Here is a 13,226-nt window from a genome sequence, read left to right on the forward strand (position 1 = left end):
GCCCTGCTGCAGGGGGGAGGGTCTACAGCCGGTGCCAGCCTCCCCCCTGCAGCAGGGCATTCCTCAGCCGGCGCAAATCGTAAAGCATCTGTGTGTACTGTCGCCCGGCGGTGTTGGGGTCACTGGCCAGGTACTCTGCCAGTGTCGCGTATGCGTCGTCCAGCGACTGCGCCACCGCCATAGGGCCATCTTCTTCCATTACCGCATCAAGCAATGGGGTTGTGTTAAAGGTCCGCTTAAGCGCACACTCCCGTGGGAACGGCACGAAAGGTTGCGCTTCATTTAGCGGCGGAGGTGTGGTTTCGTCTGTCATGTCTCCTTCTTCGTTATCTTCCTTCACATACTGCTGTTAACATTGCTGCTGACCTGGGGCAGGCACCCTGCAAGGGGTCTCTTGCAGTATTAAAAATACAAGTATGAATCCCTCAATACAAGGGAGATTTCGCTCCTTTTGTAACATGAACCTCCCGGTCTAATTTCACGCTGTTCCTTTGTTAAATCAGCTGGAACCTGGTTTAATCAGAAATTATTTGGTATTATGCAGGCGTTTTGTAACATCAGAGGGGGTACGCGATGGGGCTGCCTACTGAGTGGCTTTGTAGGTGAGGAACTGGTTCACCTCAGCGTCCCTGTCGGTATAAGCATAGGTCTTCTGGTCTATCTGCTTTCCGTTCTTATAGACCGTAATCTTCAGTTGCATGGAGGCAGGCGGGGTCTCTACCGATGAAAAGCCATAGGTGGTTTGAATGCTGAGCTCTCTCACGGCCTCCGCCTCATAGGAGTACCTGTCCTCTGTCAGATGCTCTTCAAAAAGAATAACAGGCATTTGCTCCTGGGTGCCGGTGCGGTAGAACTCCCCGCCTTTGATGCTGATAATCTTGCCGAATTTTTCGTAGTCCCCGCTTTGCTCTATGTCTACCCGGAAGGTGGCAGCATCCGGCGTAGGGGAATCTTTCCCGGAGTCGCCGCAACCAGCCAGGAGCAAAACAAAGAAAAGGAGCGCGGTTAACTTTGATAGTGTTTTCATAAGCTTGTTTTTTAGAGTTGTGTTAAATTATAGCTTCAGCGCCACGCTTTTTTTTTGCGCGTTGGAAGGGTGAATCAGCTCGTTGAAGTCTTTGGCGCCACGGGCCTTGTGCACGTGCAGGCCGGAGCGGATACCGGACTCCCGCTCAAAGGTGCTCAGGCTCAGCTTTGATTCAGGTACTTCAAATCTCTTTTCGTTTACCATGAAGTGCAGGCTGTTTGATTCCTTCCGGAAGGAGGATTCCTTACCTGCTATGGCCGTGGCCAGCACGATATCATAGACCCTGCCTTGGTAGTCGTTGTCAAAGAGCGTATTCTTTGACGCCTGTGGCCAGTGCTCCAGCGCCAGGCGCACCTGGCTCCGGGCAATGCCGCCACCGAAGGAGATAAAGACAGCGGTCTCCATATCCAGCTCCCTGCGCCTGAGCTGGTAAAAACTCATCATATCGATGGGATTCTCCCCGAAGAAAACGTTCCGGGTGCGTGCCGGGTCGCCGGCGAAGTCTGCTATCCACATGCCGTTTTGCCTGTCTGAGCCAGCGGCCACGCTCCTGAAGCCATAGTTCCGCAGGTCATACCCGATGACAGCATCAGCGCCGGGCCAGGTAAGCGGGAAGGCAATATTGGCGTATGTTTTCTCCGGGTCTTTGGCTGTGTCCTTTACAAGGCGAATGAAAGGCAGGAACCTGGCTACTGTTTCCCGGTCAAGGCCACGCTCCCGGGTAAGGTAGTGCAGCTTTCCTGCTGACAGCGGCTGCGGGGCATAGCGGTCCGCATCAAAGGCTTTGGGTGGCGGTGGGGCAAAAGCAGGCTTGTAGGCCTGCGGCTCGCAGGACAGGCGGGAAAGCACCTGGTTGACACCTTCTGTTGGGGAGGAATAGGATTCATTGAACCGGTGAAGCCTGTTGGCCACGAAGTCGATGACAGATCCCCGGTCTGTGCTGCCGTCGCGGTTAAAATACAGCTGCCTGCCCGGGTCACGCGGGTTATGGATGATAACCGTGTCACCATCCGAGTGTTTGTACTCCAGGCTTCTGCGCCCCTTGCTCAAGTCCACCGAGTAGCCCAGCGCCTCAGCTGCCTGCATGATGGGTACTTTTTCCCGGTATTCCCTGAACGTCATCATCGCCTACATTTAGTTTAGCGCTTTGGTCCGGAGTGCTTTATCTCTTCGGTGCTTTCTCCCCTTCCTTCCGCCTGCCCGAGCACCTCCGGCTTTGTGGTGAATCCACGTGGCTCGTTCAGGTCCACACGGGCACGTATCAGCTCCTCCCCTCCCTTTGCCCTGAGCTCTATCATATGGCCCTGGCGGAGCTGCTCTTTTTGGTCAGGGCTGAGCACCACATCTTTTATGGCATTCGGCACATGGAAGTCACGCACGCGGGCCTTTAGAATCTCATTTGTCTCCCGGTCGAGCTGGAAATAGTGCGGCTCCCTTTCCCCGTTCAGGGCAACGTGGTCCCGGACCAGCACGCCTCCCGCCTTTAGCTTCTCCAGCTCCTCGGGCGTGGCACCGATGTCATTCTTTACCTGGGCACGCACCGGGTGCACGTTCAGCGAAAGCGAGTTGTCAGGGTTTCGGAAGAGCGAGAGCCTGGCGTCTGCCTCAAAGCGCTGCCCACCGGACAGTTCCATCGTGAAGGTATGAAGCCTGGTGCGGTTACCGGACAGCAAGGCGGCCAGGTCCTCAGGCGGCATGTTCAGCACATCCTTCCTGTTCAGTCCCAGCTTCTCAAACTGCGCGTACGGGAGATCCTTTATGTCAAAGTTCATACAAATACTTTAAGCGTATAATTTGTTTCATAATATTCAAAAGCAGGAGAAGCATAGATTAAGAAGAAGAGTTGGTAAGCAGCTTCTTTACCTCTGCCAGCTTAGCCTGCACCTCCTCCCCCAGCAGTGAGAGTTTCTCCACTGCAATGCTGTTGTAAGGACTTGACAGCGGGTCGTCTGCTGTGCCCATGACGATATCAAACGTATCTGCCAGCAAGAACTTTACCTGGTAAGTGGTGCCGTAGAAGTTTAAAACCTGCAACAGGAGCTCAATGCTGCTGCCTACGCCGTTTTCGAGCTTTGATACCTGGTTCTGGTGAACCCCCACGGATAAGGCCACCTCTCTTTGCGAGAGGCCCAGTGATTTGCGGAAGGTGCTCAGCTTTTCCCCAATATCAGACAATGCTATATTCATACTTGGAACGAAGAAATAAGTGAGGCAATCTCTTTATTGATATGAATGAAGTTTGCTTCAAGTTTGGTGTTTCGGGCAGCGGTTGTTCCAAATTTATAAAATATTGGCATATCCGCATACTGCGCCTCCTCTTTTGCAACCTCCCTCAGGTTGAGATTGATTTTACAGTTATATGTGCTGCTGATGTGCTTTCCGTCATAAGCAGCATTGTCAAAGGCCACTTGCCCCACCATCTCCCCTGCCCTCAGGTTCGCTATCTTGGAGGCGGGGATGAGTGAGCCCATTTCCTCATTCACGCTCACCGAGATCCTGCTGCGGTCGATGCTTACTCCCTGCTTCTGCTGCCGGACCTTCCCGAATATTTTCTCCAGCCAGTCCAGCGTTTCTTTGTTCCGCACAGAGCCGGAGAGCACGTTGGCGGCCACCGCGCAGATAGTATCAGCCGTTTCCCTGCCGTACTGCTGGCGAAGCTGTGGCAGCTCCTGAAGGCCCAGCAGCACGGCGATCCTGTTGCTTCTCGCAGTGGCGATCAGGTTCTCTACCTTGTGCACGTAAAGCGTGGGCGACTCATCCACTATCAGTCCGCAGGGCAGGTTGCCTTTCGAGTTGATGAGCTTGGTCATGCGGTTGAGGATAAGGGCGTTGCAGGCGCTGTTGATACTCTGCGTGGAGGGGTCGTTGGCAATCACGAGCACCGAAGGGGCTTTGGGGTTTGTTATCTTCAAGTCAAAGTCATCGCCGGAGAGCACCCAGAAGGTTTCCTTTGTGGCCAGCCGGCCGATGTTGATTTTAAGTGTGCCAATCTGCCCCTCCAGCTGGTCAAAGGCTTTGTTCCTATAAGCCGTGCGGAAGGGAGAGAGCAGGCTCCCCAGCTGCGGTTCAGAGAACAGCAGCTCAAAGATTTCATCATAGCTCAGGTTCAAAAGGGCCAGCACATGCGGGAAGGTGGAGAACTTTCCTCCCTGGTACCGGCTCATAAAAAAGATGCAGCTGGCCAGGAAGTTGACGGCCGACTGCATGAAGAACTGCGCAGCTCCTGACTCCCTGTCGCTTTTGGTAAGCGACTGCAGGAGTGCCTCCGCTGTCTCTACCGCATCGGCCAGGGTAGGCAAATACTCCGGCTTGAGCGGGTTGAACCGGCGGCTGTGCTCCACGCTGTTGAAGTTAATGACGTGAAACCTGTGGTTCTTGAGTGGCCCTTTCTTCCTGTTCACCAGGTAATGGTAATAGGCGAGTTTTCCCAGGTCAGGGAACTTGAAGTCATACACAGCCATCGAAAAGCCCTTGGCCAGCAGCTGCCTGATAAACGGGTTCACTACGGAGAAAGACTTTCCGGAGCCGGGCGTACCGATGAGCAGCGTGGCGCGGAAGGGATTGACGATGTTCAGCCAGCCTTTGTTTATTTTCCGCCTGTGGTAGTAGAGCATGGGGATGTTAACCGAGTAGGGCGTGTCCACCCGCTCGCGTGACTGCCCGAAAGACTCATTTTCTACGTTGAACTTGTCTTTCATCAGCCCGCTCCGGATGCGCTTGGACACGTTGTCGAGCGCGACGTGTATCATCATGGCACCCAGCAGGGAAAACACAGTATAGAGCAGCTCAAAGAGCGTGACGCCGTAGAAGAGCACCGTTTCGCTCACATAATAATAGAAGAAGCCGGACCCCAGGAAGAGCACCGCACCCATGAAAAGCGGAAGGAAGATGTGCTTCAAAGGGTCATGGTTCAGGTCTTTCCTTGCCTTTGTGCCCAGGGACACTAACATGATGAGCCCAAAGGTGAAGGCTTTCGAGAAATAGATGTGCTCATAGATAGGCAGCTGTGCGAGCCTGTCCACTACCGGCTTTACGCTGGCCAGAAAAGCCGCATCCGCATACAGGAGCACGGCAAACTCCACCAGGAGGGTAAAGTAGACAACCCCCTGCAGAAACGAATAGAGCTTCTTCATCTCGCTTGATTCTTCCATAGCAATAAGTTTTACAAAAGGGAAAAGAAGATAATGAGGTTAATGAAATACATGATAGTAATGAAACTACAGCGTGTCGGCCTTCAGTACGTCCCGATAGTTTATTTTCAGCGAGAGGGCACGCCCTGATACCTGCTCCTCCGCCACTTCCATGTTAAACACCTTCTCATCAGGAAAGGTGAACTTGCGGAACACGAACACATTGCGGTATTTGCGCTTGAAGTTGCCTGAGTCGTAGAGCGTAAACACCGGTTCCACCTCCAGCTGCTGGAAGTTGGTGGCCTTCACTACCTTCTTGTCCTCAATCAAAAAGCGGATCTGGTCAATGTCATAGGGGATGTTGGTGCTGTTCTTCATCGACACATCCACAAAGAAGTAATCCCCCACAGAATAGATGTTGTTGAGGCGTATCTCCACCTTTTGCTTCCGGTTTGACACATGCGTTACCTTTGGCTTTTCCTGCACGGCCGCGAGCGCAAACCGCTGCATGTCTTCAGTGCTCATGGCCACAGCCGGGTTGATGAAATCATCTACCTGTGTAGGGTCAATCCTGACCTCTGACTGCGCGCCTCCTGCCGTCTGGGCATAACTCAGCTTGTACTGCACCATAAAGCGCTCGCCCACAATGGTCACCACGCCCAGAGCAGGCGTCCCGTTCTTGGGCTTCACCCGCAGGATGTTTGCTACTGGTATATCACCGGCCACGTCATCGGTGGAGATATCGACATACTGGATAGGCTCCGGGCTGATAAAATGTGTGGAAATGTCCTGGTGAATGTAGACGGTATCCGGTGCTTTCTTCTGTCCAAAAGCGAGCGCGGAAAGCAGAAGAAAACACAGGAGGATAGAACACTTTTTCATATTCATTGTATTCTTTAGTTTCATGAACCTCATTATCTTTTTGCTTTAGTGTCTATCAGGTAGACCATGGTGTTGTACTTGAGCTTAGCTTTGTTTCTTTTGATGGCTGAGCCTGCTGCCCTGGTGGCGGTTTGGGCCATGCGGTCTGCCATGGAGTAAAGTATTTGCGCGGAGCTCTCCGGGTTGTTCTCAAAGTTGATGCTCTGGCCCTGTGTGGCACGGCTGGCCAGCTCTTTGGTGAACTCCCGAAACTGTGAGTCCGGCACATAGAGTCCTTTCAAACCATCGTTATCATACACGCTCAGGCTGACAGGCAACACCTCGTCTCCCTGCAGGATAGAAGTAATGGTGATATCCACCCTTTGTGCGCTGAAGCCCGAGACAAGGCCGTAGAGGTAGCTGCCCTCCTCAATTTCCATGTTGGCGACATAGATGTCGTCAAGTAGCCGGACGCGAATCCTGCCGCCTTCCCTGACCTTCAGGCCCTCATCGAGAATGGCCTTGATAAACTGCTCTGTAGGAGCACCTGAAATAGTGTTGAAGTAGGCGGTATTGGTATTGGCTGTCTTGCTTACGGGCAGCGCTTCCGGTTCTTCTTCTTTGTGTAGTTCGGTAACAGCCAGAGGACGCGCAGGAGCTGGTTTGCTGACTGGTTCGTTTCCTGCCCTGGATAAAGAATCCACGTAGGCCATCTGCTCCCGGAACATGCGCATTTCCTTCTCGTAGTCGGATTCTGTTTTTCTCTCCGTTCTTCTCAACGGTGCGGCCGCAGAGGCATAACTTGTGTTTTGCTGCCGCTGGTTTACGCGGTTCATAAAAGGCTCCGGCTGCTGGTTGGCCAGTATCTGGTTGTTGAGGCTGTCGAGTATCGCCTGCTCTTGGGTTGAGTACACACTGCCGTACTGGGTTGGCGTGGCGGTGTTATCCCCCAACTCCCGGATGGCAGAGTAATCAGTGCGGTACTTGTGCTCTTCCCTGGAGGCGGCAAACTTATCTTTTACCTCACGCTTTTTAAGGTTAGCGTCGGGCAACGCTGTGTTTAATGATGCTGTTTCCACCAGTGCTGCGGTACCTGGATCCTGAGCGGTATTCCCTGCAGGCCCGAAGGTGTCGAGGTAGAGGTAGTTGAAGATAAAGAGGAACGGTAGCACGATGAGCGGCAGGATGTAGCGCCCTTTCTTGAAATCTATCTTATTCATGGAGGATAGTATTAAGCTGTTTGTCAATATCCTTTAGAAGAGTGCTGTCGCGGGCTGTAAGGCTATCAGGGTTAAGTGTTTTCACCTTAGCGTACAGCTGCCACATCTCCAGCATGTTAGCTGCCACAGGCCGCGCTTGCTGCTTTCTGTTAAAGCCGGAGTAGAGAAACTTCGCTGTATCGTCAAAGCGCTCCTGCGCCTCGCCACGACTGGCCACAAGCCACACAATACCGGTTGCCATCAGGAAGAACATGCCTGCCACCATTGTCTTCTGGTGGCCATAAGCCCAGTTAGAAATTTTTCTTCTCCACATAGTCCAGGTCCTTGTTGAGCACTGTTTTCCAGTTCTTAATAATCAGGCCGTGGGGGTTGTTCTCCGTGCGCGGTACGTCCTGTAAATCCCCTTCTGTAATCAGCGCCCTGGTGGCGATGGAGGTGGGCCGCTCGATGCGCTGTTTGGCGTAATAGCGGAAGTGCCTGTTCTCATCTACCACCACACTATCAGTCTGAATAGTAAGAAGCGCAGAGCTGGCCAGGATAGAATTGTAATAACCTTTCTCCTTGAGGTTGTTGTACTGGGCAAGGCCCGTGTCATCGACCAGGTACATGGCTTTGCTCAGGTTGTTTTTGATGTATTCATCATCCGGGGGAAGCGTGAAGAAAAGCAGGTGAAATATATTCACGTGCGATGCATACTCCACCTCCCGGTTCGTGCCCTGGTCTGTCTGGCGCACCAGCACCGGCACGTTGTGGTCCAGCACGTAGATGTTTTTGCGCTGCTCGTTCACCAGGCTGTAGGCAAACACGCACACAGCCACTACTACAGCGAGAGAGGTAAGGAAACTGCCCAAGCTGATAGCAAAAGCAAGCTTTATTTTCTTTTCAATGTTTTGAATCATGGTATTTGTAAAGTTTACCTTGAGAGGTTGCGCATCGCCTTGCTGGCTCCTCCGGCCATGGAGCCGATGGCGTTGCCGATACCGCTTGTATAGATTATCCAGGTGGAAATGACCGGAATGGTGAGCATAGCCAGCCCCCCGATGATAAGGCTCACAATATAGAAGCTGATGCTGCCGGAGGGGTAAGAGACATAGGCAATGAACATCTCCTCACTCTCCAGCACGGCCTTCAGCACGTCGATCTCTTTCATCAAACCGTACTTGACCAGCACGAAAGAAATCGACATGACAATGTAGGCGATGGTAGAGTAGAGCCCTACCGAAATATAGCGACCTATCCAGGTGAGGTAGGAATCACGGAAGCCGGGCAGGATGCTGAGCGCAAAGGAGAAAGGCCCCAGTATCACCAATATGCCGGCAAAGATGATTTGTAGAAAGAAGATGATGTAGATGCACACCTGGTAGAGCAGTATCACTACATACTCCACAAGGCGCATCATCGTGAAATGCATCTTGGCCATGAGCATGAGGTAATAGCCTTTCATTTTGTTGAACATCGGTTCCAGGTCGATGCCCATCTTCTCCATCCAGTCCTTATCCTGGGTTTCTGCCTGCACCTGCTCAAAGTCCGCGTTGGAGTCTGAGAGTTTGATAGCCACGCTGTCAATAAGCGCCACACGCTCCAGGTGCATATCCCCCACCTGGTCTATCTGCCCGGTATACATCGCCTTTGCGCTGTCTCTGACCACCGTGAGCGGGAAGTTGAGCACGTCCACAAAGCCGCCCCAGAAGATGATGACCAATGCCAGGGCAAAGGGCCTGAACAGGGCCATGTAGCGCAGGGGCTCATCGCCCACCATCATCTTATAGGCTTCCACGGCAAAGTAAAGCAGCATGGCAATGGCGGCCACCGCCTGCGCATCGGCCAGGAAGCTGCCGGCCAGGTCCCGGATGTTAAGAAACAGGCCGTCGAAAAGGTCAAAGATGGATCGGTCGATGAGCTCGCGCATCTATTTTGTTATTTGTTGGTGGTGTTGAAAAGGAAGATGATGCGCCGGTAGTAGCCCCGTAGCGTCAGCATGTCCGCCAGGTACCCTCTGTGAGATTTTGCCTTCACCGCATCCTCCTCATAGGCATCTGTGGTCAGCTTGATATCGGCGTTTATGCGGTCTTTTTCCTGCCGGAGCTTGAGCAGGATATCCCGATCCACACCCGCCGCGATGGCCGCTGCATGCAGTGCGTCCAGCTCCGTGTTCAGACCGTCAATCCTATGCGAGTAAAGCAGGTGAAAGCTTTTGCTAAGGCTGCGGTCAGCGCCTTTGAACAGCTCCTGCTCCCAGATAGCGGTGACCTCCTCCTCTTCCTTTTCCGCAGCGCGCAGGTTGCCGCGGACCGCTGCCATGGTGGGCAGGAGCTGGAGCATGTTGCGGCGGTCATCGCCTTTGCGGTACTTGTTATGGAAGAGGATAAAATACCACTTCGGGTCGAAGCTGTTCCAGCGCGTCACGACCTCCCGCTCCATCTGGTGGCGCACGTACTTGCCGTCCACGATGGAAACAGGAGCCTGCGCCCTGCTCTCCTGAGAGGGCACAGTCAGCGTAAACCCTGCTATAAGAACAAACAGGCGCCCGCTGTTTTTCATAAAATTCAGATGAAGTCCCATTGCCTATTTCTTGATTGTCTTGTACTCCTCCAGCAGGGAGTTGATGATAGCCTGGCTATTATCCGGGTACTTGAGTCCGAGTGGGTTCATGGTCTTTACCAGCCCGGCATGCTTGGCCACCCGCATCTTCCGGACAATCGAGTAGGAAAGGCCCCGCATGATGCGCAGCTCGTCCACCACGTGGCGAATAAGGGAGAGGCGGTCGGCGTTGGTCATCAGGTTCACATCCGTTCCGATGACCGCCACCTGGTAGATATGGGTGAACAGGTCAGCGGTGCGGTTGACCAGTTCGAGTTCTGTTTTAGCCGCTATTAGCAGCAGCTCCGGGTCTCCCTGGGCAATGTCCATCATCTGGCCCTGGTAGGTGCCGATGTCCTGCGCAATGGTGGAGGCATATACAATGTTCTTGCTCTGCCCCACTATCGCCTGAACAGACTTGAGCGAGTTGTACATCTTCTCCTCCAGCCGCCTGATTTCCCCCATTTTAAAAGTGATACTCTGCTGTGTGGCGGATATCTCGGTTTCCTTTTCTTTTATGTCTTGTAAGGCCGCCTGCTGCGCGGTGTGGTTCACCACGAGCGTAGACACCACGGCAGGGTCGAAGACAAGCTGCTGGGCCTGTGTGGCGCTCCAGCCCAAGGTAAAGGCGCTAATCAAGTACAGGTATTTTCTCATGGCTCTTATAGTTAATTAGGTTAATGAATTCCATTAGCTTCATGTTCGACGCGCGGAAGTCTTTGACAAACATCTCCAGGGCCTGCCGGTAATTGGCATATCGCTCCACATACACCTGCAGCGCTTCCTTTTCCCTTCGCTCTGTGGTGAAAGTGAGGTACTCGTAAAGCGACACCTCCACACCGTACACCTCCCCGGTGCTGCCCCGCCTGATATAAACCTCTTTGAAGCGGCCCCGCCCTTCCTTGTTATCCAGGTTGTTGATGGTGAAGATTTTCTTTTGCTCCACCTGGCTGAGCGAAAGCAAACCTGCTATTTCAGAAAAGTTGTCTTTGAACTTGGTCTGGTCCAATAGGCAGATGGTGTCGGAGTTATTGATGATGCTGTTTTTGACCACGGCGTTTCCCAGGATATCGTCCAGCTCCTGGGTCACGACCACCGCCTCGCCCCAGAACTTGCGCACGGTTTTGTAGACGTACAGGATGTAACCTGCCATGAGCGGGGATGCGATGGCTTTCCAGGCCTCTTCAATAATGAGTGCCTTTCGGTTCTTCTTATGGCGCATCTTCTGCAGGAACACATCCATGATAATGATGGTGGTAATCGGGAAGAGGACCTTATGCTCTTTGATGGCGTCTATCTCAAAGACGATGAACTTCTCATCAAACAGGGCAGCGTCTATGTCATTGTTGAGGATGGTGCCGTAATCCCCGCCGAGGCAGAACTTTTTGAGTATAAAGCGGTAACTGGTTATGTCAAAGGAGATAGCCTCGGCCTGGGTGATAGCGCCTATCTTTTCGATAGAGAAATCATAAAACGATTGGAAGCTCAGGTAGCTGCTGTCCTTTCCCCTTTTGTAAAAATCCTCATAGTAAGCTGACACCACCGAGGAAAGCACGCTGTCCTCTATCTGGCTCACGGTGCCGTCCGCACCTTTCCAGAGCAGCGAGACTAGCGACTTTAAAAATTCCCGCTTCTCTTCGTTGAACTCTTCTGCTGAGATGCGGAAAGGATTCATGGTGATAGGCTCCTCCTCCGAGTAGGTGATGTACTTGCCGCCGTAGTAAGCACAAAGGCCGCTGTAGGAGTGCCCGGTGTCCACTAAAATCACATCCGTGTCCTGCAGCGCGTACTGCCGGATAAGGTGGTTCATAAAAAAGGACTTGCCAGTGCCGGAGGGTCCCAGCACAAACTTGTTTCGGTTGTTCATGCGGTTCGTGTGGATGGGCATGTCACTGGTGTCGATGGCCACCGGGATACCCTGCCGGTCTGAGAAGAATACCTGAAAGCCCGAGGCCTCGTCTTTGAGTAACCCTTCTTTGAATAGCAGGCACAGCGCCGCATCTGAGGTAGTCTGGAACTTATCGTACTCCTTCAGCTCTGAGCCGTTGCCCGGCAGCATGCAGCGGAAAAGCTCCAGCTGGTTGTAGGCGTTGTGCGAGGGGATGATGCCCAGCGAGAAAAGCGCGCTCTCGATGTAATTCACGGCCCGGTCGATGTGCTGCTCTCCGGCCAATACAAGAATATTAAAATGCCCGTGCACGAGCAGCCGGTTTTCCCTGGCAATGTCAGCCAGCACGCGGTCAATGTCCTCCACCGCCAGATCATTGGCAGGGTCCGGCATGGAGGTGTGGCGCTTTCGCTTGGCGATGAGCTTATTCATCTCCCCTCTCTGGTCTGGTATCTGGATCACCTGGCTGTAGAGCACGCAGTCCGTGGCCGGTATCTTGTGCAAAAAGTGCAGCATATCGACCGGCAGCGAAAAGCCCAGGTTTACATCTGTGTGGGGCGTGATGGAGGCAGGGAAATTGATTTCGTCCACGTCCACCAGCGAGATGCTTTTGATAGTTTTTCTTCCTGATTTTATACCCTCCTCTGAAGCGCTGAAGTTATTGAGGCTATACACTTCATCAGAGAAGTTAAAGGCCAGCAGGCGGCTGATAAGCGTTTTGATTTCCTTTTCTGCAAGCACCTGCGGGTGAAAGCCTTTCGACTCCAGCAACTCCACTACTTTGGTGATATTGCGCTCAAAAGCCTTAAAATCTTTTTCCTCATAGGTAAAGAAAGCCGAGCGCTTCACGTCCCTTGTTACCACAAAATAAGTGGTGATGTCGCGGTACTCCCTTCCGGCAAACGCCTCATTGTACTTTTGGCTGAGAAAATCAGAAGAGGCGCGGCCCTTGAACTGCTTGATCGCGAAAATATCCAGCTTCTGCAGGGTATAGCCGGAGCCCAGTATCTTGATGATGTTGGAGAAGACATAGTGAAAATCTGCGTAGGCCTCCACATCCGCGGCGTACTGAAGCACCGGGTTTGTTAGCCTGATAAGGACCGAGTGGTCTCCTGACTCGTGATAGAGAATGTCATGGCTATGCCGGCTAATGCCAATGTAGGGCAGGGTAAATTGTTTGTTTTTCATAGGCGGGAATAGATAGCGGGAAGAGTAAGAGTTAACGCGTGCGTTTCAGCCGGGCGGGCACGATGTACACGCCAGTGGATCTGGTCTTTGAATGTAGGCCTTTCCTCTGGCGGCTGTTGGTGTAGAGCAGACCACCCATTGAAACGGCCAGCAGGGACACAAAACCGGCGAGGAAGTTAATGGTAACCGTCAGCAGCACAGCAGAGAAGAACCCGGCCAGGATGCTTCCCATTGCCCAGTAGATGTAGCGCCCTTTGAAGGACTTGAATACAAGAGGCTGCTGGAGCCCCTTGTAAACAGGATATCCCGAGGGGCGGTTTTCAGGCCGCATG

The 13,226-nt window shown here is 52.9% G+C and carries 15 protein-coding genes; all 15 read right to left on the reverse strand.

What is annotated here, in order from left to right:
• Positions 1-22: 22 nt before the first annotated feature.
• A complete protein-coding gene (locus tag ABD920_RS09505; protein WP_345158568.1) occupies positions 23-340 on the reverse strand; it encodes a hypothetical protein in 318 nt (105 codons plus the stop codon).
• 243 nt (positions 341-583) lie between these two features.
• Positions 584-1,027 (reverse strand): beta-barrel fold lipoprotein, encoded by a 444-nt coding sequence (locus ABD920_RS09510; RefSeq protein ID WP_345158569.1) that lies wholly within the window; start codon positions 1,025-1,027, stop codon positions 584-586.
• 27 nt (positions 1,028-1,054) lie between these two features.
• Positions 1,055-2,152, reverse strand: a complete 1,098-nt coding sequence (locus ABD920_RS09515; RefSeq protein WP_345158570.1) for a DUF3991 domain-containing protein — start codon at positions 2,150-2,152, stop codon at positions 1,055-1,057.
• 14 nt (positions 2,153-2,166) lie between these two features.
• Entirely contained in the window at positions 2,167-2,799 is a 633-nt protein-coding gene (locus ABD920_RS09520; protein ID WP_345158572.1) for a DUF4099 domain-containing protein, read from the reverse strand.
• Between the two features lie 58 nt (positions 2,800-2,857).
• Entirely contained in the window at positions 2,858-3,202 is a 345-nt protein-coding gene (locus tag ABD920_RS09525; RefSeq protein WP_345158574.1) for a helix-turn-helix domain-containing protein, read from the reverse strand.
• A gap of 8 nt (positions 3,203-3,210) precedes the next feature.
• Positions 3,211-5,178 carry a type IV secretory system conjugative DNA transfer family protein gene (locus ABD920_RS09530; RefSeq protein ID WP_345158576.1) on the reverse strand — a complete coding sequence of 656 codons (1,968 nt, stop codon included), beginning with the start codon at positions 5,176-5,178 and terminating at the stop codon, positions 3,211-3,213.
• A 66-nt stretch (positions 5,179-5,244) separates the two neighbouring features.
• The gene (gene traN / locus ABD920_RS09535) at positions 5,245-6,039 is read right to left on the reverse strand and encodes a conjugative transposon protein TraN (protein ID WP_345158577.1); all 795 of its coding nucleotides are present in this window, start codon (positions 6,037-6,039) and stop codon (positions 5,245-5,247) included.
• A gap of 32 nt (positions 6,040-6,071) precedes the next feature.
• On the reverse strand, positions 6,072-7,238 hold the full coding sequence (traM, locus tag ABD920_RS09540; protein WP_345158578.1) for a conjugative transposon protein TraM: 1,167 nt from the start codon (positions 7,236-7,238) through the stop codon (positions 6,072-6,074).
• Positions 7,231-7,551 carry a hypothetical protein gene (locus ABD920_RS09545; RefSeq protein WP_345158579.1) on the reverse strand — a complete coding sequence of 107 codons (321 nt, stop codon included), beginning with the start codon at positions 7,549-7,551 and terminating at the stop codon, positions 7,231-7,233. The genes traM and ABD920_RS09545 overlap by 8 nt, the downstream gene beginning before the upstream one ends.
• Positions 7,529-8,137, reverse strand: coding sequence for a conjugative transposon protein TraK (gene traK, locus ABD920_RS09550; RefSeq protein WP_345158581.1), 609 nt, complete (start codon positions 8,135-8,137; stop codon positions 7,529-7,531). The genes ABD920_RS09545 and traK overlap by 23 nt, the downstream gene beginning before the upstream one ends.
• A gap of 14 nt (positions 8,138-8,151) precedes the next feature.
• Positions 8,152-9,147: a TraJ family protein gene (locus ABD920_RS09555; RefSeq protein WP_345158583.1), complete on the reverse strand. Its 996-nt coding sequence runs from the start codon at positions 9,145-9,147 to the stop codon at positions 8,152-8,154.
• Between the two features lie 8 nt (positions 9,148-9,155).
• Positions 9,156-9,779, reverse strand: a complete 624-nt coding sequence (locus ABD920_RS09560) for a hypothetical protein (RefSeq protein WP_345158585.1) — start codon at positions 9,777-9,779, stop codon at positions 9,156-9,158.
• A 24-nt stretch (positions 9,780-9,803) separates the two neighbouring features.
• On the reverse strand, positions 9,804-10,475 hold the full coding sequence (locus ABD920_RS09565) for a plasmid transfer protein (RefSeq protein ID WP_345158587.1): 672 nt from the start codon (positions 10,473-10,475) through the stop codon (positions 9,804-9,806).
• Positions 10,450-12,894 (reverse strand): TraG family conjugative transposon ATPase, encoded by a 2,445-nt coding sequence (locus ABD920_RS09570; RefSeq protein ID WP_345158589.1) that lies wholly within the window; start codon positions 12,892-12,894, stop codon positions 10,450-10,452. The genes ABD920_RS09565 and ABD920_RS09570 overlap by 26 nt, the downstream gene beginning before the upstream one ends.
• A gap of 31 nt (positions 12,895-12,925) precedes the next feature.
• Positions 12,926-13,225 carry a DUF4133 domain-containing protein gene (locus ABD920_RS09575; protein WP_345158590.1) on the reverse strand — a complete coding sequence of 100 codons (300 nt, stop codon included), beginning with the start codon at positions 13,223-13,225 and terminating at the stop codon, positions 12,926-12,928.
• Position 13,226 lies beyond the last annotated feature (1 nt).

The sequence above is a fragment of the Pontibacter saemangeumensis genome, assembly GCF_039541895.1.
Lineage (GTDB): Bacteria > Bacteroidota > Bacteroidia > Cytophagales > Hymenobacteraceae > Pontibacter > Pontibacter saemangeumensis.